This window comes from Microbacterium sp. NPDC087665, from assembly GCF_044743285.1.
Lineage (GTDB): Bacteria > Actinomycetota > Actinomycetes > Actinomycetales > Microbacteriaceae > Microbacterium.
This window is the reverse complement of sequence record NZ_JBIUWD010000007.1, coordinates 61247-84656: the sequence shown is the minus strand read 5'-3', so window position 1 is coordinate 84656 and position 23410 is coordinate 61247. Positions and strand designations below refer to the sequence as shown.

General features: G+C 69.4%; 27 protein-coding genes. 9 read left to right on the top strand and 18 right to left on the bottom strand.

Features of this window, described 5'->3' with window-relative positions; all coding sequences use genetic code 11:
* Positions 1-16: 16 nt before the first annotated feature.
* Together ACIOSY_RS15405 and ACIOSY_RS15400 are read right to left on the bottom strand one after the other, a co-directional pair.
* Entirely contained in the window at positions 17-856 is an 840-nt protein-coding gene (locus ACIOSY_RS15405; RefSeq protein ID WP_400854838.1) for a hypothetical protein, read from the bottom strand.
* A gap of 7 nt (positions 857-863) precedes the next feature.
* Positions 864-1058, bottom strand: a complete 195-nt coding sequence (locus tag ACIOSY_RS15400) for a hypothetical protein (protein WP_400854836.1) — start codon at positions 1056-1058, stop codon at positions 864-866.
* Between the two features lie 213 nt (positions 1059-1271).
* Here ACIOSY_RS15400 and ACIOSY_RS15395 point away from each other — a divergent pair, with 213 nt between their 5' ends.
* From ACIOSY_RS15395 to ACIOSY_RS15385, 3 genes are all read left to right on the top strand, one after another.
* Positions 1272-1655: an ArsR/SmtB family transcription factor gene (locus ACIOSY_RS15395; RefSeq protein ID WP_400854834.1), complete on the top strand. Its 384-nt coding sequence runs from the start codon at positions 1272-1274 to the stop codon at positions 1653-1655.
* Between the two features lie 2 nt (positions 1656-1657).
* Complete coding sequence (locus ACIOSY_RS15390) at positions 1658-2635, top strand: SRPBCC domain-containing protein (protein ID WP_400854832.1); 978 nt, start codon at positions 1658-1660, stop codon at positions 2633-2635.
* Positions 2636-2887: 252 nt separating this feature from the next.
* The gene (locus ACIOSY_RS15385) at positions 2888-4240 is read left to right on the top strand and encodes an FAD-dependent oxidoreductase (protein ID WP_400854830.1); all 1353 of its coding nucleotides are present in this window, start codon (positions 2888-2890) and stop codon (positions 4238-4240) included.
* On the opposite strand, the gene ACIOSY_RS15380 is transcribed toward ACIOSY_RS15385, so the two are convergent.
* The 5 genes from ACIOSY_RS15380 to ACIOSY_RS15360 form a co-directional block, all read right to left on the bottom strand.
* The gene (locus ACIOSY_RS15380) at positions 4224-5003 is read right to left on the bottom strand and encodes a Pr6Pr family membrane protein (protein WP_400854828.1); all 780 of its coding nucleotides are present in this window, start codon (positions 5001-5003) and stop codon (positions 4224-4226) included. The two genes, ACIOSY_RS15385 and ACIOSY_RS15380, sit on opposite strands and share 17 nt — an antisense overlap.
* Before the next feature lie 80 nt (positions 5004-5083).
* Positions 5084-5470: a DoxX family membrane protein gene (locus tag ACIOSY_RS15375; RefSeq protein ID WP_400854826.1), complete on the bottom strand. Its 387-nt coding sequence runs from the start codon at positions 5468-5470 to the stop codon at positions 5084-5086.
* An 18-nt stretch (positions 5471-5488) separates the two neighbouring features.
* Positions 5489-6229, bottom strand: coding sequence for a ribonuclease H (locus ACIOSY_RS15370; RefSeq protein WP_400854824.1), 741 nt, complete (start codon positions 6227-6229; stop codon positions 5489-5491).
* Between the two features lie 106 nt (positions 6230-6335).
* The gene (locus ACIOSY_RS15365; protein ID WP_400854822.1) at positions 6336-6842 is read right to left on the bottom strand and encodes a GNAT family N-acetyltransferase; all 507 of its coding nucleotides are present in this window, start codon (positions 6840-6842) and stop codon (positions 6336-6338) included.
* Between the two features lies 1 nt (position 6843).
* Positions 6844-7065, bottom strand: a complete 222-nt coding sequence (locus ACIOSY_RS15360; protein ID WP_400854820.1) for a hypothetical protein — start codon at positions 7063-7065, stop codon at positions 6844-6846.
* Positions 7066-7186: 121 nt separating this feature from the next.
* Between ACIOSY_RS15360 and ACIOSY_RS15355 the strand changes: the two genes are divergently transcribed.
* Positions 7187-8245, top strand: coding sequence for a mechanosensitive ion channel family protein (locus ACIOSY_RS15355; protein ID WP_400854818.1), 1059 nt, complete (start codon positions 7187-7189; stop codon positions 8243-8245).
* A gap of 29 nt (positions 8246-8274) precedes the next feature.
* Here ACIOSY_RS15355 and ACIOSY_RS15350 read toward each other — a convergent pair whose 3' ends face one another.
* Positions 8275-8610, bottom strand: coding sequence for a protealysin inhibitor emfourin (locus ACIOSY_RS15350; RefSeq protein ID WP_400854816.1), 336 nt, complete (start codon positions 8608-8610; stop codon positions 8275-8277).
* The gene (locus tag ACIOSY_RS15345) at positions 8570-9649 is read right to left on the bottom strand and encodes a M4 family metallopeptidase (RefSeq protein ID WP_400854814.1); all 1080 of its coding nucleotides are present in this window, start codon (positions 9647-9649) and stop codon (positions 8570-8572) included. The genes ACIOSY_RS15350 and ACIOSY_RS15345 overlap by 41 nt, the downstream gene beginning before the upstream one ends.
* Positions 9650-9757: 108 nt before the next feature.
* Between ACIOSY_RS15345 and ACIOSY_RS15340 the strand changes: the two genes are divergently transcribed.
* Both ACIOSY_RS15340 and ACIOSY_RS15335 read left to right on the top strand, forming a co-directional pair.
* Entirely contained in the window at positions 9758-10960 is a 1203-nt protein-coding gene (locus ACIOSY_RS15340) for a hypothetical protein (protein ID WP_400854812.1), read from the top strand.
* 81 nt (positions 10961-11041) lie between these two features.
* Positions 11042-12250: a hypothetical protein gene (locus ACIOSY_RS15335; RefSeq protein ID WP_400854810.1), complete on the top strand. Its 1209-nt coding sequence runs from the start codon at positions 11042-11044 to the stop codon at positions 12248-12250.
* A gap of 58 nt (positions 12251-12308) precedes the next feature.
* Here ACIOSY_RS15335 and ACIOSY_RS15330 read toward each other — a convergent pair whose 3' ends face one another.
* On the bottom strand, positions 12309-12779 hold the full coding sequence (locus tag ACIOSY_RS15330; protein WP_400854808.1) for a hypothetical protein: 471 nt from the start codon (positions 12777-12779) through the stop codon (positions 12309-12311).
* 193 nt (positions 12780-12972) lie between these two features.
* On the opposite strand from ACIOSY_RS15330, the gene ACIOSY_RS15325 reads away from it, so the two are divergent.
* Complete coding sequence (locus ACIOSY_RS15325; protein ID WP_400854806.1) at positions 12973-14499, top strand: SDR family NAD(P)-dependent oxidoreductase; 1527 nt, start codon at positions 12973-12975, stop codon at positions 14497-14499.
* Positions 14500-14608: 109 nt separating this feature from the next.
* On the opposite strand, the gene ACIOSY_RS15320 is transcribed toward ACIOSY_RS15325, so the two are convergent.
* Together ACIOSY_RS15320 and ACIOSY_RS15315 are read right to left on the bottom strand one after the other, a co-directional pair.
* Entirely contained in the window at positions 14609-15106 is a 498-nt protein-coding gene (locus ACIOSY_RS15320) for a hypothetical protein (protein WP_400854804.1), read from the bottom strand.
* Positions 15103-15441 carry a winged helix-turn-helix transcriptional regulator gene (locus tag ACIOSY_RS15315; protein WP_400854802.1) on the bottom strand — a complete coding sequence of 113 codons (339 nt, stop codon included), beginning with the start codon at positions 15439-15441 and terminating at the stop codon, positions 15103-15105. The genes ACIOSY_RS15320 and ACIOSY_RS15315 overlap by 4 nt, the downstream gene beginning before the upstream one ends.
* A gap of 92 nt (positions 15442-15533) precedes the next feature.
* Between ACIOSY_RS15315 and ACIOSY_RS15310 the strand changes: the two genes are divergently transcribed.
* On the top strand, positions 15534-16187 hold the full coding sequence (locus ACIOSY_RS15310) for an FMN-dependent NADH-azoreductase (protein WP_400854800.1): 654 nt from the start codon (positions 15534-15536) through the stop codon (positions 16185-16187).
* A gap of 63 nt (positions 16188-16250) precedes the next feature.
* Here the strand turns inward: ACIOSY_RS15310 and ACIOSY_RS15305 are convergent, their stop codons facing one another.
* From ACIOSY_RS15305 to ACIOSY_RS15285, 5 genes are read right to left on the bottom strand one after another with little or no spacing between them, the layout of a single operon-like run.
* A complete protein-coding gene (locus tag ACIOSY_RS15305; RefSeq protein WP_400854798.1) occupies positions 16251-17426 on the bottom strand; it encodes an NAD(P)/FAD-dependent oxidoreductase in 1176 nt (391 codons plus the stop codon).
* A gap of 39 nt (positions 17427-17465) precedes the next feature.
* Positions 17466-18491, bottom strand: coding sequence for a Gfo/Idh/MocA family oxidoreductase (locus ACIOSY_RS15300; RefSeq protein WP_400854796.1), 1026 nt, complete (start codon positions 18489-18491; stop codon positions 17466-17468).
* Positions 18491-19261, bottom strand: a complete 771-nt coding sequence (locus ACIOSY_RS15295; protein ID WP_400854794.1) for an amino acid ABC transporter ATP-binding protein — start codon at positions 19259-19261, stop codon at positions 18491-18493. Before ACIOSY_RS15295 ends, ACIOSY_RS15300 begins: the two co-directional genes overlap by 1 nt.
* A complete protein-coding gene (locus ACIOSY_RS15290; RefSeq protein WP_400854792.1) occupies positions 19258-20049 on the bottom strand; it encodes an amino acid ABC transporter permease in 792 nt (263 codons plus the stop codon). Before ACIOSY_RS15290 ends, ACIOSY_RS15295 begins: the two co-directional genes overlap by 4 nt.
* A 51-nt stretch (positions 20050-20100) precedes the next feature.
* A complete protein-coding gene (locus ACIOSY_RS15285) occupies positions 20101-20967 on the bottom strand; it encodes an ABC transporter substrate-binding protein (RefSeq protein ID WP_400854790.1) in 867 nt (288 codons plus the stop codon).
* A gap of 165 nt (positions 20968-21132) precedes the next feature.
* Here ACIOSY_RS15285 and ACIOSY_RS15280 point away from each other — a divergent pair, with 165 nt between their 5' ends.
* Positions 21133-22233: a LacI family DNA-binding transcriptional regulator gene (locus ACIOSY_RS15280; RefSeq protein ID WP_400854788.1), complete on the top strand. Its 1101-nt coding sequence runs from the start codon at positions 21133-21135 to the stop codon at positions 22231-22233.
* 115 nt (positions 22234-22348) lie between these two features.
* Here the strand turns inward: ACIOSY_RS15280 and ACIOSY_RS15275 are convergent, their stop codons facing one another.
* Complete coding sequence (locus ACIOSY_RS15275) at positions 22349-23410, bottom strand: sensor histidine kinase (protein ID WP_400854786.1); 1062 nt, start codon at positions 23408-23410, stop codon at positions 22349-22351.

Here is a 23410-nt window from a genome sequence, read left to right as displayed (position 1 = left end):
TGTCGCAGTCGATGGGTCAAGACTCCGGGGGAAGATCGTAGCGGAGGAAGTGTTGGCGGGCCTCCTGGATTAGATCTGGGAGGATGACGAGGGCGTTCTCCAGGTCTTCGCGTGAAACGTCTTGTGCATGGGCCACGGCGTTCCGGACGGCCCTCACGCTCCGAATTGGGCCCGCGTGGTCATCCAAGAAGAACTGCTGGACCGCTCGACGATGGTGGTCCTTTGAGATCAGTTCTCCGCGGCCGCGCTGTGCCCCGAGACCGAGCAGATTCGCGAGTACCTGGAAGTCCGACAGCACTCGCATCTTGAGTTCGCTCTCAGGTACGTCGCTCGACGCCTCAAAGTTCGGGATGTGATCTCGATGTTGCTCTTCACGGACATCCTCGGCCTGCTTTCGAAGTCGAGCCCGCAGGTCCTCAAGCGCTGCGCCGTCGCCGAGGTGGATGTTCGTGGTGTTGGTAGCGGTTGCCGTGGTGACCGCATCGATCTGAGTCTGCTGGTGCTGCACGACGTCGCGGAGGTGGTCAACACTCTCCCGTGCAGATTCCGCGGCCGCCCGAGCCTCCGCGACCTTCCGCTTCAAACTGACTCCCAACACAGTGATCTCCGAGATGTCCGGCCACAGAAGGGCCACGACCAGCAGCAGGAAAAGCAGAACCGTCGCGCTCGTTGCGGTGGGCGGGGCACAGGTGGTCAGAGCGACGACAGAGTCGTCCGCCTTCAGCGTCCCGGTGACAGTGCACTCGTGGTAGCCGAGAACTGCGGTTACGACGCCAATGACGAGTAGCCCGAGTGCGATGCCGAAGCGTGTTCGCGCCAAAGGTGGCTTCACGGTGTCTTCCGAAGGGGTTGTCACATGAGCATCATGGCAGGGGGTGCCGCCGACGTCGACGGATCGTGGACAGCACTTCATCCGGACTGAGCGAAATCCCGAGGTCGGCGAGATGCTCCGGGTGCTTTGCCATGAGGTCGGTTTCCACACCAAACAGCGACCTCAAACCAGTGGCCCGATCCTCGAGCCCGAGCAACCACACCAACCGCAAGGTGATCTCCATCACGGTGCGCAAGTCTGGAGCGCTCACCGCCTCCCGACCACGCTGAGCGAGCTCCCCGATCGTCAGGATCTGATCATGCGCAGCACGATTTCTACTTCTTGGAGCGGGCGGGCCGTCCCTTGCGGGCGTTAATCTTGGCTGCGCTTTTGTGTCACCGCACCGCGTTCCCGAAGAGCCTCTTGACACGACCCCCGCTCGGGCATAACGTACAACCAAATGGTTGCACAACGAGAACTGAGCGAAGCGGAGGTCGACCGTGTCTTCCACGCACTGGCCACGTCGACCCGGCGCGACATCCTGCGCCGGACGATCGAGCAGGAGCAGTCCGTCTCGACACTCGCCGCCGAGTACGAGATGTCGTTCGCCGCGGTGCAGAAGCACGTCGCCGTGCTCGAAGCCGCGAACCTCATCGTCAAGCGCGCCGAAGGACGCGAGCGCCTCGTGCGCGCGAATCCCGAGATGATCGCCCGCGCCAAGGCGCTGCTCGCCCGGTACGAAGAGCTGTGGCGGTCGCGCATCTCCCGACTCGACGACCTGCTCGCCGCCCCCACGAACACCACGAAGAACACCGAACCGACCGAACACGAACAAGGAGACTGACAATGCCTGTCACCGATGTCACGACGGATGCCGAGAACCTCACCATCACGGTCGTCGCCGACCTGGCGGCTCCCGTCGAGCGGGTCTGGGATGCCTACAGCGACCCGCGCCAGCTCGAGCGCTTCTGGGGTCCTCCCGGATGGCCCGCCACCTTCACGCACTGGGACCAGACGGTGGGCGGCAAGGCGAACTACACGATGAACGGCCCGCGCGGGGAGAAAGCATCCGGCACCTGGGAGTTCTTGAAGATCGACGGCCCGCGCAGCTTCGAGGTGCTCGATTCGTTCGCCGACGAAGACGGCACGCCCAACGACGACATGCCCGGCATGCGCATGGTGATCGCCTTCGAGCCGACCGGCGAGGGCACCCGCATGGTCAGCACGAGCTACTTCTCGTCGGCCGAAGCGCTCGAGCAGGTCGTGGCGATGGGCGTCATCGAGGGAACGACCATGGCGATGAGCCAGCTCGACGCCGTGCTGCAGGATCTGCGGGACTATGCGCAGGGCAAGGGCACGCAGGTCGAACTGCTCGACGATGTGCACGTGCGCATCACGCGCCTCGTCGACGGCCCGCGCGACCTGGTGTGGCGTGCGCACAACGAGCCCGAGCTCATGAAGCAGTGGCTGCTCGGACCCGACGGATGGGTGATGACGGAGTGCGTCGTCGCGACCGAGGTCGGCCAGACGTACCGCACCTCCTGGGCCCCGGTGGGCGACACCGAGGGGCAGCCGTTCGGCTTCGAGGGTGAGGCGCTGCTGATCGACGCTCCGAAGCGGTCGGTGCAGACCGAGCGGATGATCGGCATGCCGGTCGAGACGCTCAACGACCTCAACCTCTACGAGGAAGACGGCGCGACCCTCATCACGCTCTACATCGAGTACCCCGACAAGGAAACGCGCGACATGATCCTCGCCACCGGCATGGCCGACGGCATGGAGACCTCGTACGCCCGCCTCGAACGGGAGCTGCTCGCGGTCTGAGCCTGCACAACTCCTCAGAAACCGGCCGATCCGGGGAAGGATCGGTCGGTTTCTGGGGTTTCGGGGCCGGATCTGAGGAGTTGTGAGCCGGGTCGAGCCCGCACCCCGGCCCCAACTCAGGACAAACCGTCGATTCCGGGGCGAATCAGGGTGGTTCGGGCGGGTTCGCGGCCGATTGTCCTGAGTTAGGGACACGGCACCGCGCTGCCCCGTGCCCCGCCCCCGGGCGAGGCGGGATAAAGTGGCGACACGATGAGGATCACGCGACGGACTCTGCTGATGGGTGCAGGAGCCGGTGTCGTCTCGGTGCTGCTGGCATCGTGCACGCCCGAGCCCACGCCCGCTCCGACGCCGACCCGCACGCCGACGCCCGAGCCGACGAACGGTGTTCCGGTGCCCGCGGCGAGCGTGCGCAGCGGCTGGATCAAAGACGCGTACGCGTTCGGCGCCGTCAGCTTTACCCCGGTCGGCGTCACCGCCGACGCGCGCGCTGCGCTGGCGCGTCCGGTCGATGACCGCCTGTTCTTCGCGGGCGAGGCCACCGATGAGGATGCTCCGGGCACGATGCGCGGGGCGATCGCCTCGGGCGAGCGCGCGGCCGATGAGCTGATGACGCAGGCGGATGCCGGAGAGCGCGTCGCCGTGATCGGTGCGGGTCTGGCCGGCGCGACGGCTGCGGCGCTGTTCGCCCGGAACGAGCTGCAGGTCACGGTGTTCGAGGCGCGCGACCGCGTCGGCGGACGCGTGTATTCGCGGGTCGACGACTCCTGGCCGGTGCCGGTGCAGTTGGGCGCGTGGCTGTTCGACGAGGCGGATGCCGAACTGCTCGACGACATGACGCGCGAGGGTGTCGGCGTCGTCGACCTCGATGGCGAGCTCTGGCGCGCACCCGACGGAGACACCGATCGCGTCGATGACCAGCCCTTGCTCGCTGCGGTCACCACCGCGCAGGCAGCCCCGCAGGATTCCTCGCTCGCGGATGCTCTCACCGCCGCGGGCGGCGACCCCGCCGATCCGGCGAACGCCGCGCTGTTCGCTCTTCTCGCCACGCGCGCCGGTGCCGATGCCGAGATGCTGTCGAGCTGGTTCCCGCCGGTCGTGCCACCGCCCGGTCCGAAGGCGGCACGCGACAGCCTGCTGCCGTTCGTCGAGCAGGCGCTCGATGGGCTGCAGGTGGGGCTGAACTCTCCCGTCACGCGTCTCGCCTACGACGACACCGGGGTGAGTGTGCGCCTCGGCACCGGTGAGGCGCAGACCTTCGACCGCGTGCTCGTGACCGTGCCGCTCGGTGTGCTGCAGGAGCAGGGCATCGAGTTCGAGCCACCCCTGCCGTTCGGAAACCGCGGCGCGATCTCGTCGCTCGGCATGGGCGGCATCGAGACCGTCTGGCTGCGCTGGGACGAACCGTTCTGGGAGGCCGAAGAGGCCATCTGGCACACCGTCGACGGCGACGCCATGATCCGCACCTGGATCAACCTGCGCCCGTCGACCGGCGAGAACGTGCTCGTCGGCATCGTGGGCGGTGCGAGCGCGGCGGAGTTCGCCGAGCTCGACGAGAAGGCCGCGATCGAAGCGGCGCTCGAGTCGCTCAGCGTGTACGTCTGACCGGGTCGCTCGCCCCGGCCGCGTGAACGAGTTCGTCCGTGTCGGCGGAGTGCTCGGACTCTTCCGACGCCGCGCGATGATCCGGCTCGTCGTGATCGGGGCCGTCGTGATCGGACTCGGCCGGGTCGACCCGTAGTCGCCTCGGCAGGGGCATCCGACTGATGAGAACCAGCGCCGTCGCCACGATCGAGAACGTCGCCAGGGCGATGCCCGACGAGATGAGGAACTCGGGCGGACCGCTGACCTGCCGCGGGTCGAGGAAGTAATACGGGTACCAGCCGATGATCGGTCCCCGGATCATCGTGAACGCACCCCATAGCAGCGGATACGCCAGCGTCGCCGGGATCACCCGCCACGGCACCGCGCGGTGCCCCGGCGCCAGCGCCCAGGCGGCGACCGTCAGAGCGGGCAGGTAGAAGTGCAGCACCTGATCCGACCACGGCACATCGATGCGGATGCCGCGCAGCCCCGCCTGCCACACGAGGATCGCGAACACGAGCCCGGCCGTGATGGTCCACGACAGCACGAGCGCGAGCGTGACGGTGAGCCAGCGCGGATCGCGGGCCTTGCACAGAGCGATGATCCCGGCGATCGTCAGCAGCACGACGAACGCGACGTTCGACTGGTTCGTGAGGTACGCGAAGAAGTTCTGGCTCGCAACGGTGTTCGAGGCGAGACCCCACGCGAGGCGGTGGATGAGGGCCACGAGGCAGATGGCCGCGGCGCCCAACCGGAGCAGGCCGAAGACGGTACGCGTCTTCACCGCTGCGTCACCGGCCGATCTCCCATCCGCCGAGTCTACTTTTCGATCGGATGGCCGCCGTCACGACGGGCGGGATACGCTCAGCGGCGCTCGCGCGTCGACCACGCGGCCAGGGCGACGAGTGCGGGCTGGAAGAACAGGCGCACGAACCGCTTCATGTCGGTGTCGAGGCCGAAGCCGTCGCGCTGGTGCATCCACTGCGACACGTTGCCGGGGAACACCGCGACGAAGAACAGGGCCGCGATCGTGCCGACCAGGCGGCGGCGCTTGCGGGCGAACAGCAACAGCGCGCCGAGACCGACCTCGACCACGCCCGATGCCAGAACGGTGACGTCGGGGTCGAGCGGCAGCGACTCGGGCACCTGCGCCTGGAACTCCCGACGCGCGAATGTCAGGTGCGAAACCCCCGCGAACACGAGCGAGGAACCGAGGAAGATGCGGCCGATCGTGCGCGCGGAAGTCGACATGAGGCGAGTGTACGCGCGTCAGATCAGGCGGCGCAGCGCCTCGGCGAGCCCGATGCCCTGCGCATCGGCGCGATCGCGCAGTCGCGCGTGCTCGTCGCCGGTGAGGCTCAGCCGCAGCTCGATCGGGTCGGCGGCCGGGGCATCGAGGTCGTCGAACAGCGACGACGTCTCTGCCCAGAGCGGAGCATCCGCCGGGTGGGTCGTGACGGGAGCGGATGCCGGAGCGGGCGTCGTGCCGGGCGTCGCCGCGGCAGCGATGGGGGCGGATGCCGCGACGGTGGCGCCGGCATCGATCGCCCGCGTGAATCCCGGGCCGCGGCGCGGTTCCTGCTTCGCCTGGTAGGCCTTCGCGGCGGCATTCGCACGCTCGTCGGCGGCCTCGTTCAGGCGGTCGCCGGCGTGACCCTTGACCCACGAGAACTCGACGTCGCGGCCGCGCATGGCCTCGTCGATGCCCTCGAGCAGGTCGCGGTTGAGCACGGGCCCGCCGTCGGACTTGCGCCATCCCTTGCGCTTCCAGCCGGGCATCCACTTGGTCACCGAGTCGATCACGTAGCGGCTGTCGCACCGGATGAGCAGCTTCTCGGTGACACCGGCGGTCGCCTTCAGCAGCTCGAGCACCGCCTGCAGTTCGCCCTGGTTGTTGGTGCCGTGGGGTGATCCGCCCGCCGCCCAGTTGTCGTCGTCGATGTACCAGGCCCAGCCGTTGGGGCCGGGATTGCCCAGGGCGGAGCCGTCTGCGGCGGCGGTGATCGTCATCCCTCCACCGTAGCCGGGGCCGCCCCCATTGCCCGCCGCGTCGCGCGCCCGTGAGGGCTCACAACACGCCGTATCGAGCGGAGTGTCTTGACACCTGGGCGAGGGATCAGGCCAGCGGGCGGCGCATGCGCACCTCGCGCCGACCGTCGGGGAGCGTATCGCCCGGCTCGGAGAGCGCGACAAACCCGGCGCGCTCGTACGCGCGGCGGGCGGCGGGGTTGTCGGGCATGACGGAGAGATCGACGACGGATGCCCCGCCCTCCGTCGCCCAATCGACGACGCGGCCGATCAGATCGGCGGCCAGGCCCGTGCCGCGCGCGGCCGGAGCGACCCACATCGAGATCAGTTCCGCGCGAGCGGGGTCATCGGCGATCGGCATGCCGGAAACCATCCCCACGACGTGCTCGCCGTCGAACGCGAGCAGGTCGTACGCACCCGCAACCGAAAGTCGCTCGCGCCAGCGGGCCTCAGATGCTTCGATCCAATCGGTGAGCTGCGAACCGAAGGCGGAGGGCGACTCGCGCAGGGCCTCGAGGCGCGCAGCGCGCCACAGCATCCATTCGTCGGCGGTCACTGGCCGCATCACGATGCCGTTCTCGCCGGGGGAGGTCATGTCAGTCCTCGTCGGGCTCGCGGTTATCGATCTCGAACTCGGCAGGCGGCGGAGACGTCATCGGGAACACGATCGAGCTCACCTCGGCTCCGAGGCCGATCGACAGCGGGTCGACAGCGGGCGCGGTGTCGAGGGTGTCGGCTGCGCCGCGGTCGAGCGGCTCCGACGGGAGCCCTGCCCACTGATTCTCTTCTTCTTCCGGGCGGTGCTGAAACAGTCCCATGGGCCCATTGTCTCTCCGGCTGCCGCGCGTTGGGCCGGATTCACACCGGATTGATCGGATGCTCCGCTCCCGTCCAGGTGCCGGTCAGGCCGAGAGCGAGCGCTTCTTCTACGGTGGGACCATGGCTGCTTTCTCGTGGGAATCCTGGCTCGGAACCGTCGCTGCCATCGGCATCGCGCTGCTCGGCGCGGCAACCGCTCTCACCCTGCTGACGATCGTCGTCGCTCTGCTGAGCCGCCGACTCGCGTGGGTACGCGAGCTCTCACGGCGCGCCCGCAACGCCCTGTTCGTGACGGTCGCCGTCGTCGCCATGTGGATCGCGTGCGCCGTGTCGGAGCCGGCGCGTGCGGACTGGTGGCCGGCAGTCTCGCGGCTCTTCCTGATCGCGACGATCCTCGCGAGCGCGTGGCTCCTCGGCGCGCTGGTGTCGTTCGGGTTCGAGCGACTGATGGATCGGGAAGAGGCCGATCGTGTCGGGCCCGACGCGCGCCGTCGACGCACGCAGTTGCTGGTGATCCACCGGCTCGTACTCGTCACGATCGCGGTCCTCGCGCTGGGCACCGTCCTCTTCACCTTCCCGGAGATGCGCGCGGTCGGCACCAGCCTGCTCGCCTCCGCGGGAATCGTCAGCATCATCGCGGGACTCGCGGCGCAGTCGATCCTCGGCAACCTGATCGCCGGCGTGCAGGTGGCGTTCACCGATGCCATCCGTGTCGGCGATGTGGTCGTGGTGGAGGGTGAGTGGGGCCGCGTCGGCGAGATCAACCTGTCCTACGTGGTGGTGTACATCTGGGACGAGCGGCGCCTGGTCGTTCCCTGCAGCTACTTCACGACGACCCCGATCGAGACGTGGACGCGACGCTCGGACAAGATCCTCGGCACGGTCTACATGGATCTGGACTGGCGGGTGCCGATGGACGGGGTACGCGAGGAGTTCCAGCGCATCGTCGAGGCGTCGCCGGCGTGGGACGGCCGCTCATCGAGCGCGCTGGTCACCGACTCGCAAGGCGGGTTCGTCACGGTGCGGTTCGTGATGTCGGCGAAGGATTCGGGTGACCAGTGGGATCTGCGCTGCGAGGTGCGCGAGAAGATGATGACGTGGTTGCAGACCACCCACCCGGAGGCGCTGCCTCGCACGCGCGTTTCCTTGGAGTCGTCGGCCGGGCCGAGCGGAGTCTGAACAGGCGCGCCGGACGGTGTGGGCGCGCGTCAGGCGGATGCCGCGCGCACGGCGTCGACGAGTTCGCGCCACGGGCCTGACAACTGGGTGTCGGCGAGCTCGCGTTCGCGCCGTTCCGACGGGGTGCGGGCGCGGATGCTCCACACGAAGCGATCGGCCCCGGTCGGGTCGTCGAGCTCGGCGTCCCACGGACAGCGGTCGATGCGCGTGATCCACTCGTCGGCGTCGTCGGACGACACCTCGACCCGCCAGTGTTGGCTGATTCCCGCGATGCCGCCGGAGCGCACCACCGCGATGATCACCTGCGCGTGCGACGGCGCGGGGTCAGTCGGCTCCGACCCCATCGGTACCCGGGACTCGCTCATCTCCATAGACTCCCACGGTCGTCCAGGCGCGTCGAGCGGCTGTCGCGGTCGCCTCGTCGACCTCTGCCGCCGCAGCCACGGTCGCGTCGGCGAACTCGGTGAACGTGGCGGTGCTCGAAAGCCCGCCGGTCAGCGCCCGATACCAGACCGTGCCCGCCGTCTGCCAGGCGTTGCCGCCGAGGTCGATCGCGAAAAGCGCGAAGGCACGGTTGGGGATGCCCGAGTTGATGTGCACGCCGCCGTTGTCTTCGGTGGTGCGCACGAACCCGCTCATGTGGTCGGGCTGCGGGTCTTTGCCGAGCTCGTCATCGTCGTAGGCCGTGCCCGGCGCGATCATCGATCGCAGTGCCTTGCCCTGCACGGCGTCGGTGAAGATCTCGGCGCCGATGAGCCAGGTGGCGTCGGCCGCCGCGTGCCCGAGCGAGTACTGCTCGGTGAGAGCGCCGAAGACATCGGCGACTGACTCGTTGAGCGCGCCGGGCTGCCCCTGGTACTCGAGGTTGGCGGTGTGCTGCACGACGCCGTGGGCGAGCTCGTGACCGATGACCGTGATCGATCCGGTGAACCCCTGGAACACCTCGCCGTCTCCGTCGCCGAACACCATGCGCTCGCCGTCCCAGAAGGCGTTGTCGTAGTCGACGCCGTAGTGCACCGATGCATCGAGCGGAGCCCCGGCGTCGTCGAGGGAGTTGCGGCCGAAGGCGGTCAGCAGCAGCTCGAAGGTGGCGCCCAGCCCGTCGAATGCCTCGTTCACCGAGACGTCGTCGACCGGGCCGTCGTCTTCGCTGCGCACCAGGATGCCCGGCAACGTCTGGGTGTTGCCGGCATCGCTGATCGTGCGGTTGGGGGCGTCGGAGAGCTGCGCGACCAGATCGCCGTTCTCGTCGATCGACAGATCGATGCGGGCGCGGAACGGCGGGCGCCCGGCGGTGAGGGTCTGACGGGCGGCGGCGGCTGCGCGGGGGAACCGGCCGGAGGCGGCCAGGCGCGCGAGCAGATACGAGGGGACGACTCCGTGACGTTCGATCGGTGCGCTCATGCAGTGACCCTACGCCGGGTCACCGACGTTCGGTCAAGCCCGTCGAGGTCGCCCGCGAGGCGATTTCGACTTGAGATTGAGAATCGTTATCAATAAGGTGAGGGTGCCATGAACCACTCCCCGCCCCGCCGCGCACTCCTCCTCGTCGGAGTCGCCGCTGTCCTCGCACTGACCTCCTGCACCGTCCCTGCTGCACCCGCCCACGCACCGTCGGCATCCCCCTCCGACGCGCACGACGTGGGAGCGGATGCCGCGGCCGAAGTCGCCTCTCCCGCGCTCGCCCTCGCAGTGGCCGACGAGCGCGGCCGTCTCACGCTCCTCGACCTCGACACCGAAGAGCGCCGGGTGATCGCCGAGACCGACGGCATCCCCACCGACATCGTCGGCGACGGCCGTCTCGTCTACGTCGTGCACCAGACCGAGAGCGCGACCGAGGTCGACGTGATCGACACCGGCCGGTGGACCGTGCCGCACGGCGACCACACGCACTCGTTCCTCGCCGAACCGCAGCGCATCGGCGCGATCGAGGGAGTCGGCACCCCCTCGATCACCCCGGGCGAGCAGCGCGCGACCGCGTATTTCGCCGGCACCGCAGACCTCACGACGCTCGTGCACGAAGACCTCGCCGAGGGCATCCCGTCGGCGCAGCAGGTCACCGCCGACGGGCCGGTCATCGCGTTCGCCGGGCACCTGATCGCCGCGAACGCCGGCGCCCTCGACATCGTCGACGCCGACGGCGCCACCGCCGCGAGCATCCCCTGCGCCTCAGCGATCGACGTCGACATGACCCGCGTCGGCGCCGTCGTCACCTGCCCCGAAGGCTCCGTCCTGTTCACCCGAGAGGTCGGCGGAGCCGTCGTGGCCGAGAGCATCCCGTTCCCGCCGGGCACCGCCGTGACGACCCTCAGCGGTCGCCCCGACCGCCCCGACCTTGCCGGTGCCACCGCCCAGGGTGCCCTCCTGCTCGACGTGCGCGCCCGCACCTGGACCGCCCTCCCCACCGACACCCCGCTCGTGCGCGCCGTCGCGATCGGCGACGATGCCTCCCGCACCATCGTGCTCGATGCCGCGGGAGCCGTGCGCATCCTCGCGCCCGACGGCACCGTGCTCGCCAGCACGCAACCGCTCGTCGCCGACGCCCTCGTCGACCCGGCCCTCGCCGACCGGGTGCAACTGATCGTCGACGCGCAGCACGCCTACCTCACCGACCCCACCGGCGGCGAAATCCACGAGATCGACCACCGCGACGATGCCCGCGTCACCCGCACCTTCACCGACCTCGACCCCTGGTTCGTGCAGCAGGTCGGCTGACGGCATCCGCCCCCCCGCACCCCTGACGACACCGTTCGTCTGCGCACCCCGCGCACCCGCAACAAGAAAGAGAGAACACCCATGTCCCGATCCGCCCGCAGCCGCCTCGCGGTCGGCGCCCTCGGCGCCATCGCCGCGGTGGCGCTCGCCGGATGCGCGAGCACTGCGCCCGCCGCCGACCCCGCACCCGAAGACACGCACGACCACGATCACGCGAGCGACTCCCGTGTCGCGATCGCCTACGACGGCGGCATCGTCGTGCTCGACGGCGAAACCCTCGAGACCGTCGGCGAGGCCGAGCTCGACGGATTCCTGCGCGTGAACAGCGCGGGTGACGATGCGGGACACGTCTTCGTGACGGCATCCGACGGCTTCCACCTGCTCAGCACCGGCATCGACGGCGACGTCGAATTCACCGGCGAGGTCTTCGCCGCCACCACCCCCGGCCACGTCACCCCGCACGCCGGCCGGACGGCCCTGTTCGACGACGGCACCGGCGGCTTCGAGATCTTCGACACGGATGCCGTCGGCACCGGCTCTCTTCCGACGACCGACGCCTTCTCGTCGGAGACCGCGCACCACGGTGTCGCGGTCGAGCTGTCGGACGGCACGATCCTCTCGACGATCGGCACCTCCGAATCCCGCTCCGGCGTGCGCCTGCTCGACGCCGGCGGCACCGAACTCGCCCGCAACGAGCAGTGCCCCAGCGTGCACGGCGAGGGTGCGCTCAAAGACGAGGTCATCATGTTCGGATGCCAGGACGGCATCCTGCTCTTCGCCGACGGCGCCTTCACCAAGCTCGACGCCCCCGACGAATTCGGCCGCTCGGGCAATGCCTACGTGACCGAGACCAGCCCCATCGCCGTCGCGGACTACAACTCCGACCCCGACTCCGAGGGGTACCTGCTGTCGAAGCTCGCGTTCGTCGACACCGACGCGCAGGAGCTGTCGATCGTGGAGCTGCCCGCCGACGTGCGATACACCTGGCGCGGCGTCGGGCGCGATGACCACGACAACATCGTGCTGCTGAGCGCCGACGGCACGCTCAACGTGCTCGACGAGACCGGCGCCATCGTCGACTCGTGGGACGTCATCGACCCGTGGGAGAGCCCCGTCGAATGGCAGGACGCCCACCCCGGCCTGCGCGTCGTCGGCGACACCGCCTACGTGACCGACCCGGCGACCGACCGCATCCTCGCGATCGACCTGCACACGGGTGAGACCACGGCCGAGGCGACGCTCGACGTCGTGCCCGGCGAGTTCGTGGTCGTCGGAGGTTCCGCGCACTGAGCCTGCGCGGAACGGGGGCGGGTCCGAGGTGGTCGGGCCCGCCCCTCTCGCGCTGCGGTCAGGCGGGCAGGATGCTCAGCACCGTCGTACGCAGGATGCCGTGGTCGAGCGGCACCTCGTACCGCATCGGCATCCCCGGGTGTCCGAGCGAGAACCAGTAGGTCTCGACCGGAGCATCCGGCCCGTCGCTCGTGTCGTATCGGCGGCACTCGACCCGGCCGATCCCGAGCTCGAGCGTCTCGGTGGTCACGGTCGTGTGGTCGATCGGGAACGCCGCATGCTCCTGCAGTTCGGCCCACGTCACCCGGCTCGACAGCACGTCATCGGGCGACTCGGTGAACCAGCGATCGAGGGTGGCGCCCTCGGCATCCGTCTCGCGGAAGCGGTTGATGCGCTCGTGGGTCGAGCCGTCGGGCGACTCGACGAAGAGTCGGATCGTCTTTCCGGAGCCGGTCGCCTCGCGGATCTCGGCGGCCGTGAACGGCGTCGGCAGCAGTCCGGGGCCGAGAACATGCGCGTCTGTGGGCATGCACACATTGTGCCTCGCGGTCGGGTCTCGGGTCGAGGGTGTACCCAACTCAGGAAGAACGATGGTTCGGATGCCGTTTCGGCCCTGTTTCGAGCCTGCGAGCACGTTTCTTCCTGAGTTATGACCGGCAGCTCGCTCAGACCGGGCACGCACCGACAGGGCGCGCCCGGGATTCTCGCGTAAAATCGGCACAATGACCGATGCGCCCCGCGACGACCTCAGCGATTCCTCCGACCTCGGCGCCGGCATCGACCCCACCGATCTCGCCACCACCCTGCGCGTGCTCTCCGAACTGCACGAGATCGACAACGAGCACCCCGACTTCGTCGCCGTGCGCCACGCGACCGCCGCGATGTTCAAGGCCGTCAAGCGTGTGCGCCGCAAAGAGATCCGCGATGCGATCGCCGATGCCGACAAGGCCGTCGTCGCCCGCACCGCCACCGGCGCCCCCGACCGCATCGACGACGAGACGCGCGGCGTCGACCTGGCCACCAGTTCCGAAGCCCCCATCGCGGGCGAGCTGATCAAGCCCCGCAACTGCTACATCTGCAAGCAGCCGTACACGGTCGTCGACGCGTTCTACCACCAGCTCTGCCCCGACTGCGCCCGTTTCAGCCACGGCAAGCGCAACGCCCGCACCGACCTCACCGGCAAGCGTGCCCTGCTCACCGGCGGCCGCGCGAAGATCGGCATGCACATCGCTCTGCGCCTGCTGCGTGACGGAGCCCACACCACCATCACCACCCGCTTCCCCCGCGATGCCGTGCGCCGGTTCTCGGCCCTGCCCGACTCGGCCGACTGGCTGCACCGCCTGCGGGTGGTCGGCATCGATCTGCGCGACCCGGCGCAGGTGATCGGGCTGGCCGATTCGGTCGCCGCGCAGGGCCCCCTCGACATCCTCATCAACAACGCCGCACAGACGGTGCGCCGGTCGCCGGGGTCATACTCGCTGCTGGCGGATGCCGAGCTGCAGCCGCTCCCCGATGGCCCGCTCCCCGAGATGGAGACCTTCGGGCACACCGCCGATCCGCACCCGCAGGCGCTGCAGGCATCCGTCGACGCGCACCCGCTGCTGTCGGTCGCCGCCCTCGGCGGAACCGTCGCCGAGCAGGGTGGCCAGGCGCTCACCGCCGAAGACCTCGCGCGCCTCGCGATGGCCCCCGGATCGTCGTCGCTCGAGAAGCACGCCGACGGCACCGCGATCGACGCCGGCGGGCTCGTGCCCGACGTCAACACCAGCAACAGCTGGGTGCAGTCGATCGACCAGGTCGACCCGCTCGAGATGCTCGAGGTGCAGCTGGCCAACACGACCGCGCCGTTCCTGCTGATCAGCCGGCTGCGCGCTTCGATGGCCGTGTCCGACGCGCACCGCAAGTACGTGGTGAACGTCTCGGCGATGGAGGGTCAGTTCTCGCGCCGGTACAAGGGGCCGGGGCATCCGCACACCAACATGGCCAAGGCCGCGCTCAACATGCTCACCCGCACGAGTGCCGGCGAGATGCTCGAGAAGGATGGCATCCTGATGACCGCCGTCGACACCGGCTGGATCACCGACGAACGCCCGCACTACACGAAGGTGCGCCTCGCCGAAGAGGGATTCCACGCCCCGCTCGACCTGGTCGATGGAGCCGCCCGCGTGTACGACCCGATCGTGCGCGGTGAGGCCGGCGACGACGTGCACGGCGTGTTCCTGAAGGACTACGAGCCCAGTCCCTGGTGAGGGCGGGGCGGGTTGCTGAGCCTGTCCCCATGGGTTGCTGAGCCTGTCGAAGCATCCGGGCCGGGCCCCTTCGACAGGCTCAGGGACCCAGTGGTGGGGACGGCGGACGTCAGACGGACGGATGCTTCGGACGCACTGCCCAGAGCACGATGCCCACGACCAGCAGCACCAGCCCGCCGACGCCGAGCATCACCGGGCCGATGAGGTCGAGGAACGAGAAGGCCGGGCCGACGGTGAACTTCGCGTCGGCGACCGGGCCGTCGCAGGAGATCGTCGCGGTGCCGGGGGCGGGGGCGCCGAAGCTGCCCTGCGCATCCCAGTGCTGCGGAAGCAGAAGGTCCTGCTGCATCATGTCGGCGCGCAGTGCGAGTTCATCACCGGCGACGGTGCCGGTGCACTCGATGTCGCCCCAGACCTCGTTCGGGGTGACGTAGATCGCGTGGTCTCCGGCGGCCAGGTCGACGGTCATCGTCTCGCCGAAGGCCACGGGCGGGGCGGTGCGGAACCCGGGGGAGAACGCCAGGAGCGCGGCGCCGATGAGCGCCAGCGCGCCGGCCGCCATCAGGATCGTGCCGGTGATGCCGAGTGCGGATCGGGGTCTGCTCATGGGGTGCGCCTTTCGAGGGTGGCGGATGCCCAGGAGCCGAGCTGATCGAGGATCGGCAGCAGCCCGCTCCCGCCGGCGGTGAGGGCGTACGACACGGTGACCGGAGGGCCGGCGTCGACGGTGCGGGCGACGAGGCCGGTGTCGGCGAGTTCGGTGAGCCGCTCGGAGAGCACGGTGTCGCTGATGCCGACGACCGCGCGGCGCAGCGCGACGAAGGTCGAGGAGCCGTTTCCGAGCGCCGAGACGATCATGCCGTTCCAGCGCTTCCCGAGCACGCTGAAGGCGAGAGTGACTGCGGCGTCACAGGCCTGGATGTCTGCGTGGGCTTCCGCCATGCCCCCATCTTACCTGTGCTACGTTAACCAAAGTCGCTACGGAAAACCTAGCGTGGCTCAGAGTGAGCACCTCAGAACGAAAGGTCCGTCCCATGTCCCTGTTCCGCCTGGATGCCAGCATCCTGCCCGCGTCGTCTGCCAGCCGGTCGCTCGCAGACCTCGTCGAAGCCGAGTGGACGGCATCCCACCCGGACTCGACCGTCACTCGCCGCGACCTCGCGAGCGACCCCGTTCCGGCCACGGCCTGGGCCGATGCCGTCACCGGCGGATTCGTCGACGCCGCCCAGCGCACGCCCGCCCAGAACGAGGCCCGCGCCCTCGCGACCTCGTTCGCCGATGAACTGATCGGCGCCGACGCGCTGCTGTTCGCCGTGCCGCTGTACAACTACGGCGTCTCGCAGCACTTCAAGACCTGGTTCGACCTGGCCTACACCGACCCCCGCATCGACCCGACCGGCACCGCGCTGCGCGGCAAGCCGGCCACGCTCGTCACCGTGCTCGGCGGCAACTACGCCCCCGGCACGCCCAAGGAGGGCTGGGACCACTCGACCGGGTGGCTGCGCCGCGTGCTCGGCGACGTCTGGGGACTCGACCTGCGCGTCGTCGAGCGTCCGTTCACGCTCGTCGGCGTGAACCCGGCGCTGGATGCCTTCGCCGACACCGCCCGCGAACTCAAGGAGAACGCCGAGACGGATGCCCGCACCTACGGCCGCGAGATCGCGGCACTGCGCGGCAACGTCGCCTGAGGCGGAGGGCCCTTCGACAGGCTCAGGGACCGGGTTGGGTCGCTGAGCCTGTCGAAGCGTCGGTCAGCTCGGGGCGACGGGCGACCAGGCGTCGGTGCCGACCTCGGCCGGCAGCGCCTGCGCGCCGAACCGCTCGATCTGGAACGCCTTCAGCGCGGGCGATGCCACGCCGGTGATGATCTGCTCGGCCAGCAGCTCGCCGAGGATGAGCCCGAGCGTCGCGCCCGAGTGCGTGAACAGCGTGTACAGGCCGTCGATGCCGGGAACCGCTCCGGCCACGGGCTCGCCGTCGCCGGGGATCGGCTTCCACCCGGCACCGACGCGGCCGGCTGTCAGCGTCGGTGCGCCCGCGAGAACAGCGGATGCCTCGTCGAGCAGCCCCTGCACCGATTCCTCGGGCACCGTGATCGACCCGTCGTCGCCGACGATGATGGAGTCCTCGGCCCATCCCGCATCCAGCACGAGTCGGCGGTCGGGCGTGGGGCGTACGGCCACCCGCGGGGTGTTGAGCACGGTGCGCACGTCGATGTCGACCGGGTCGGTGAACAGCACGAAGGCGGCGGGCGAGGCATCCGGAACCGTGATGCCGAGCTCCGCCAGCTGCGCCGGCACGCTCGGGCCGGTGGCGAGCACGACGCGATCGGCGGGCAGGCGGCTGCCGTCGCCGAGCACCACACCCGCGGCGGCTCCCTCGACCACGTCGACGCGGGCGTCTCCGGCGTTCTCGACGATCGTCGCGCCCGCAGCGCGCGCTTCGGCCACGAGCGCGGCGATCAGCTCGGGCATGTTCACCCAACCCTCGCCGGGGTTGAAGATCGCGCCCTCGTCGGCGACAGCATCCGCGTTGACGTCGGGGGCGACGCGCGCGATGTCGGCGCGGTCGACCCACACGGCGTCGTAGCCGACGGAGCGTTCGAAGTCGAAGGTCGGGCGGTAGCTCTCCCCGGGCTTCGCCCACTTGAGCGCGCCGTCGAACCGCAGGTACGTGCTGCTCTCGGGGTGCGTCGCGCTCCACGTGCGGTAGCGATCGATCGCGAGCAGACGCAGGTAGTGGTACTCCGACGAGCGGTCGCCCGACGAGTTGAGCCAGGCGATCGACCGGCCGGATGCTCCGTCGGCGAGCGACCCGGCGGTGACGAGCGTAACCGATGCGCCGGCCCGTGCGAGGTGTGCGGTCGTCGATGCGCCCAGGATGCCGCCGCCGATGACGACGATCTTCTCGGATCCGGTTTCAGACATGCGTTTCTTCCTTACTTCGTGCTTTTCGAATTCGTGGTGTCAATGGGCTGCCGCGCGAGCAGCGGCGATCACGCGCAGGCCGGCCACGGCATCCGCCGGATCGACCGGAGGGGCGGCGTGGGCCGTGAGCGCCTCGGCGACATCGGCATAGAACCGCCCGTAGTCGCCCCGGGCCGTGGGGATCCGCTCGCTCGCGTCGCCGGAGTCGAGCGTGCCCCAGCGTTCTTCGGGCGTCTCGCCGAAGCCCGCATCGCCGGGCCGCGCGCCCGAGATCAGCGCGGGCTCCTGGCCGTCGAGACCCCAGGAGGTGTACGCGCCCTCGGAGCCGAGCACCCGGAAACGGGGCCCGGGAGCGGCCGCGACGGCGCTCATCCAGAGGTGCGAGCGCACGCCCGACTCGTGGTCGAGCGCGAGGAAAACGTCGTCGTCGGCGGCCACGCCCTCGCGCACCCGGTCGACCTCGGCGTAGACCTCGCGCACCGGGCCGAACAGCTGCAGGGCCTGGTCGACGAGGTGCGGGCCCAGATCGAACAGGATGCCGCCGGCCTCGGCCACCGGGGCATCCGACTTCCATCCCGGCTTCGGGAGCGGCTTCCACCATTCGAACCGTGATTCGAAGCGACGGATCTCGCCCAGTCGTCCCGAGCGCACGAGGTCGCGCAGTGTGAGGAAGTCGCCGTCCCACCGCCGGTTCTGGAAGACCGTGAGCAGGAGGTTCTTCGACGCGGCCAGCGCGATCAGGGCCTCGCCCTCGGCGGCATCCGCCACGAACGGCTTGTCGACGACGACGTGGCATCCGGCCTGCAACGCCGCCTCGGCGAGTGCGCCGTGCGTGCCGTTCGGCGACGCGACGACGACGAGGTCGATCTCACCGGCATCCGCCCACAGGGCGTCGACATCGGCGACGATGCGCGCCTGCGGATGCTCCTGCCACGCCTGCGCCGCACGATCCGGATTCTTCGTCACGATCGCGTCGATGCGGAACGCCGGATCTGCGGCGAGGAACGGCGCATGGAAGATGCGGCCCGCCGTGCCGAAACCGATGATCGCGGTGCGGATCACCATCACAGCACCTCGGAGAGGAACAGCTGCAGGCGGTCGCTCTGCGGGTTGTCGAAGATCTCGTCGGGCGTGCCCGATTCGACGACGCGACCCTCGTCCATGAAGACGACCTGGTCGGCGACGCGACGGGCGAAGCCCATCTCGTGCGTGACGACGAGCATCGTCATGCCGCGCTGGGCGAGCTCGGCCATCAGGCTCAGCACGCCCTTGACGAGTTCGGGATCGAGCGCGCTCGTCGCCTCGTCGAACAGCATGACCTCGGGCTCCATCGCGAGCGCCCGGGCGATCGCGACGCGCTGCTGCTGACCGCCCGAGAGGTCGCGCGGTCGGTGATCCGAACGCTCGGCGAGGCCGACCTCGGTCAGACGTGCCAGGGCGACGCGCTCGGCCGCGCCCTTCGACATGCGCTTCACGTTGCGCAGCGCCAGCGCCACGTTCTGCAGGGCGGTGTGATCGGGGAAGAGGTTGAAGTGCTGGAACACGAGGCCCACGCGGCGGCGCAGCACATCGGGCTTGAGCGCGAGCGCGTCGTCGTCGGCGAGCAGCACCCGGCCGCCCTTGGGTTCGTGCAGCCGGTTCACGCCGCGCAGCAGCGTCGACTTGCCCGAGCCCGAGGGGCCGATGATGCAGGTGGTCGTGCCGGGCTCGACCGAGATCGACACGTCGCGGATGACGTCGATGTCGCCGTAAGCCATCTCGACGTTCTCGATCTTCAGTCGGGAGCCCTCGTAGAAGCGTCCGTCGGTGACGGGGAGGGGCGAGGTGTAGGTCATGTGTTCTCTCCGTGGGCGAGTGCCGGGCTCAGGGTCGACCGTTCGGCCACCTCTTCGAGGCCGCTCTTCGGCGGCGTCGCCTTGCGGCGTCCGGTGCGGAACCGGTTGTCGAAGTAGTTGACGAGGTGGGTGAGCGGCACGGTGATGATCAGGTAGAAGACGCCGGCGAGCACCAGCGGCGACAGGTTTCCGGTGAGTACCGCGGCATCCTGCCCCACCCGGAACAGCTCGCGTTCGCTGACGAGCAGGCCCAGGAAGTACACGAGGCTCGAGTCCTTCACGATGGCGATGAACTGGTTGACGAGCGCGGGGAGCACGCGGCGGATGCCCTGCGGGACCACGACGAGGCGCATGGCGCTGCCGTAGCTCATGCCCAGGGCGCGGCAGGCCTCGAGCTGTCCGCGCTCGATGCTCTGGATGCCGGCGCGGAAGATCTCACCGATGTAGGCGCCCGCGATCAGGCTGAGGGCCAGGATGCCGAGGGGATAGGGCGAGGGGCCGAACAGCTGCTGGCTGATGCGTGCGAAGCCCTGCCCGATCAGCAGGATCGTGAGGATCGCGGGCAGGCCGCGGAAGATGTCGGTGTAGAGGCGTGCGGGGATGCGCAGCCAGGCGGTGCGCGAGACGCCCATGATCGCGAGGATCATGCCGATCACGATGCCGAGCACGGTGGCGAACACCGAGATGATCAGTGTGTTGACGAGCCCCGTCGTGAGCAGCTGCGGCAGCACCTGCAGCATCGCGTCGAAGTCGAGGAACGTCTTGATGATGTTGTCGAACCAGTCCATGAGGATCTCCTTTCGAGGTGCGGGGCCGAAGCCCCGCACCGGGTACGGCGGCTACTCGCTGTCGCCGTCGTCCTCACCCTGCTCGGCGCTGGGCAGGTACTGCTCGGGCATGGGGGAGCCCGGGAACCACTTCTCGTAGAGCTCCTTCCACGTGCCGTCTTCCATGGCCTCGTGGAGCGCCTCGTTCAGGGCCTCCTTGAACGCCTCGTTGCCCTGTGCGATCGCGAACCCGGCCGGGGCGTCGAACGAGGGGATGTCGATGGCGTTCTCGAGTCCGTACTGCTCGGCGTACTCCTTGGCGGCCTCGTAGTCGAGGAAGTGCGCGTCGATCGATCCGCTGTTCACGGCCGAGATGGCGGCGTTGTTGTCGGGGAAGCGCACGAGCTCGGTGTCAGTGAAGTTCTTCACCGCGTACGCCTCCTGCAGGGTGCCCTGCACGACGCCGAGGCGCTTGCCGGCGAGGCTGTCCTCGTCGGTGATATCGCTCTCGGGGCTGGCCATGACGGTGAGGTACCCGGCGAGGTAGCCGTCGGAGAAGTCGACCGTCTTCTTGCGCTCGTCGGTGATGCCGATCGCGGCGACGCCGACGTCGAACTGCCCGTTGGCGACGGCCGAGAGCAGGCCCGAGAAGTCCTGGCCGGTGAAGACGACGTCGTCGATGCCGATGCGCTCGGCGACGTCGGTGAAGAGTTCGACGTCGAAGCCGGTGAACTCACCGCTCGCGTCGGTGAACGTGTACGGCTTGGCGTCGCCGAGGCTGGCCACGCGGATCTGACCGGGGGTGATCAGGCCGTAGGGGTTGTCGTTGCCGGCGTCGCTGCCGGAGTCGGACGATGCGGTCTGGGCGCATCCGGTGAGGGCGAGAACCGCGGCGACGGCGGCGGCGACCGCGAGGCGGGGGAAAGACTTTCTGGCCACGATGTGGCTCCTCTCAGGGGGACTGCTGTGTCGGGTGGTGTGAGCGGCGACCGGATCTCGGGTAAATTGAGACCGGTCTCAATTGGGTGTTTCCAGGAGAGTACATGCGTCGGGGCGGCTCGTCAATATGCTGGGAGTCCGCGTCAGAGAGGGAGGGTGCATTCGATGAGTGCGCAGAGCGAGGGGCGACGCGGGGCCACCGTGGCCGATGTCGCAGCCAAGGCCGGCGTCGCCAAGGCGACCGCCGCGCGAGCGCTCGGCGATTACGGCGCGGTGAGCGCGAAAGTGCGACAGCGGGTGCGGGATGCCGCGGCCGAACTCGGCTACCGACCCAACGAGGTCGCGCGCAGCATGAGCACCGGACGATCGAACTCGATCGGGATCATCGTGGGCGACATCGAGAACCCCGCCTTCGCGCAGGCGACGCGCGGAGCATCCGACGTCGCCGAAGCCGCTGGCTACGACCTGATCCTCTCGAACTCGGGCGAGCAGCCCGATGCCGAAGAGACCGCCATCGAAGTGCAGCTCTCGAAGCGCGTCGACGGGCTGCTCATCGCCCCGGCATCCTCCGTGCGCACCGCGAACTACACCGCGATCACCGACGCCGGACGCCCCGTGGTCTTCTTCGACCGCATCGTCTACGACTTCGACGCCGAGGCCGTGATCGCCGCGAACCGCGAGGGCGCGCAGCGACTCGCACAGGTGCTGCTCGATGCCGGGCACCGCCGCATCGCGTACGTGTCGACCCTCGAAGATCCGCAGCCCGTCGCCGACCGCGCGACGTGGGACGAAGACGGCGCCCTCCACTTCGTACCGGGACTCGCCTCGTCGGTGATCGACGACCGCGTCAGCGGCATCGGCACCGCGCTGCGCGCCGCCGGGATCGACGACCCGCTCGCCTTCGTGCGACTCGGGGCCAACGTCGACGGCATCGGCCGCATGGTCACCGAACTCCTCACCGGCGACCCCGCCGTGACCGCGATCATCGCCTCCGACAGCGTCATCGCCATCCAGGCGTTCCGGGCGATCCGCGAACTCGGGCTGCGCATCCCCGACGACATCTCGCTCGTCGCCTTCGACAACGCCCCGTGGACCTCGGTGACCGAACCGGGGATCACCGTGGTCTCGCAGCCCGAACGCGAACTCGGAGCCATGGCCGCGCGCCTGCTCATCGCCCGCATCGAGGGCGAGTCCGGTCCGGCCGTGCGGCACACCCTGCCGCAGCAGCTCATCGAGCGCGGCTCGGTCGGTCCGCCCCGCGGGTAGGGGGCGGGCCCTTCGACGGCTCAAGGACCCAGCTTCGTGGGCGCGGCGCTCAGGGATCGGTTGTCCGGATGGGTCGCTGAGCCTGTCGAAGCGCGCAGCGACGAGACGAAGGGCCTCAGCCCCGGGGCAACCAGACCGTCACGATCAGCCCGCCGTCGATCCGGGGCGTGAGCACCATGCTCCCGTCGTGCGCCTGGGCGATGCGCTCGGCGATGGCGAGGCCGAGCCCGACACCGGCGTGATCGTCGCTGCGCGCCCGCTCGACCCCGCGCTGGAAGGGTTCCACGAGCATGCCGACGCGCTCGGGCGGCACCACGGCCCCGGTGTTCGCGACCACAATCGCCATGCCCTCGGGGCGGTCGTGGGTGCGCACGGCCACGCGTCCGTCGAAGGCGAGGTTGTGCACGATCGCGTTGTGCACGAGGTTCGTGACCAGCTGCTGCAGCAGCGCCGACGAGCCGGTCACGGTCGCCGGCGATCCGCCGATCTCGACGGTGACCCCGCGTCGGTCGGCCAGCGGCAGCAGCGCCTCGACCGCCTCTTCCGACACGAGCGACAGGTCGACGGGTTCGTGCGTGAACGTGCGCCGGTCGGCGCGACTCAGCAGCAGCAGCGCCTCGGTCAGTTCGATCGCGCGCGCGTTCACCTCACTCAACCGTGCGATGAGGGCGTCGACGTCGCGGTCGGGGTCGTCGCGCGCGACCTCGAGCAGGGTCTGCGAGATCGCCAGCGGCGTGCGCAGTTCGTGCGAGGCGTTCGCGGCGAAGCGCCGCTGCTCGTCGACGTGCGCCTCGATCCTCTCGAGCATGCCGTCGAACACGTCGGCGAGGTCGCGGAACTCATCGCCCGGCCCCTCCATCGCGATCCGGTGCGACAGCGACCCCTGGGCGGCGAGCTGCGCGGCCGCGCCGATGCGCGACAGGGGTGCGAGCATCCGCCCCGCCAGCAACCATCCACCGAGCAGCCCGCAGGCGATCAATCCGATCATCGCCCAGGTCGCGAACGGGGTGAACGCCCGGATCAGGTCGGAACGATTGGGTACGAAGAGGCCGTCGACATAGATGTTCTGATCGGGCACGTACCGCAGCAGGAACAACCAGACGACGGCGAGCAGCACGGCGCCCGCGATCGCGACGACGCCCGCGTAGCTGAGCGTGAGTTTGAGGCGGGCACTCAT

Bases quoted from the DNA above. Each gene is read 5' to 3' on its own strand.
- ACIOSY_RS15370 (WP_400854824.1), bottom strand. From the start codon at position 6,229: ATGACGATCACCGCCGCCGCAGACGGCTCCGCCCTGGGCAATCCCGGC.
- ACIOSY_RS15330 (WP_400854808.1), bottom strand. From the start codon at position 12,779: ATGCCCACAGACGCGCATGTTCTCGGCCCCGGACTGCTGCCGACGCCG.
- ACIOSY_RS15335 (WP_400854810.1), top strand. From the start codon at position 11,042: ATGTCCCGATCCGCCCGCAGCCGCCTCGCGGTCGGCGCCCTCGGCGCC.
- ACIOSY_RS15315 (WP_400854802.1), bottom strand. From the start codon at position 15,441: ATGGCGGAAGCCCACGCAGACATCCAGGCCTGTGACGCCGCAGTCACT.
- ACIOSY_RS15325 (WP_400854806.1), top strand. From the start codon at position 12,973: ATGACCGATGCGCCCCGCGACGACCTCAGCGATTCCTCCGACCTCGGC.
- ACIOSY_RS15280 (WP_400854788.1), top strand. From the start codon at position 21,133: ATGAGTGCGCAGAGCGAGGGGCGACGCGGGGCCACCGTGGCCGATGTC.
- ACIOSY_RS15295 (WP_400854794.1), bottom strand. From the start codon at position 19,261: ATGACCTACACCTCGCCCCTCCCCGTCACCGACGGACGCTTCTACGAG.
- ACIOSY_RS15355 (WP_400854818.1), top strand. From the start codon at position 7,187: ATGGCTGCTTTCTCGTGGGAATCCTGGCTCGGAACCGTCGCTGCCATC.
- ACIOSY_RS15340 (WP_400854812.1), top strand. From the start codon at position 9,758: ATGAACCACTCCCCGCCCCGCCGCGCACTCCTCCTCGTCGGAGTCGCC.
- ACIOSY_RS15395 (WP_400854834.1), top strand. From the start codon at position 1,272: ATGGTTGCACAACGAGAACTGAGCGAAGCGGAGGTCGACCGTGTCTTC.
- ACIOSY_RS15360 (WP_400854820.1), bottom strand. From the start codon at position 7,065: ATGGGACTGTTTCAGCACCGCCCGGAAGAAGAAGAGAATCAGTGGGCA.
- ACIOSY_RS15290 (WP_400854792.1), bottom strand. From the start codon at position 20,049: ATGGACTGGTTCGACAACATCATCAAGACGTTCCTCGACTTCGACGCG.
- ACIOSY_RS15310 (WP_400854800.1), top strand. From the start codon at position 15,534: ATGTCCCTGTTCCGCCTGGATGCCAGCATCCTGCCCGCGTCGTCTGCC.
- ACIOSY_RS15345 (WP_400854814.1), bottom strand. From the start codon at position 9,649: ATGAGCGCACCGATCGAACGTCACGGAGTCGTCCCCTCGTATCTGCTC.
- ACIOSY_RS15365 (WP_400854822.1), bottom strand. From the start codon at position 6,842: ATGACCTCCCCCGGCGAGAACGGCATCGTGATGCGGCCAGTGACCGCC.
- ACIOSY_RS15390 (WP_400854832.1), top strand. From the start codon at position 1,658: ATGCCTGTCACCGATGTCACGACGGATGCCGAGAACCTCACCATCACG.
- ACIOSY_RS15375 (WP_400854826.1), bottom strand. From the start codon at position 5,470: ATGTCGACTTCCGCGCGCACGATCGGCCGCATCTTCCTCGGTTCCTCG.
- ACIOSY_RS15305 (WP_400854798.1), bottom strand. From the start codon at position 17,426: ATGTCTGAAACCGGATCCGAGAAGATCGTCGTCATCGGCGGCGGCATC.
- ACIOSY_RS15350 (WP_400854816.1), bottom strand. From the start codon at position 8,610: ATGAGCGAGTCCCGGGTACCGATGGGGTCGGAGCCGACTGACCCCGCG.
- ACIOSY_RS15275 (WP_400854786.1), bottom strand. From the start codon at position 23,410: ATGAGTGCCCGCCTCAAACTCACGCTCAGCTACGCGGGCGTCGTCGCG.
- ACIOSY_RS15320 (WP_400854804.1), bottom strand. From the start codon at position 15,106: ATGAGCAGACCCCGATCCGCACTCGGCATCACCGGCACGATCCTGATG.
- ACIOSY_RS15300 (WP_400854796.1), bottom strand. From the start codon at position 18,491: ATGGTGATCCGCACCGCGATCATCGGTTTCGGCACGGCGGGCCGCATC.
- ACIOSY_RS15385 (WP_400854830.1), top strand. From the start codon at position 2,888: ATGAGGATCACGCGACGGACTCTGCTGATGGGTGCAGGAGCCGGTGTC.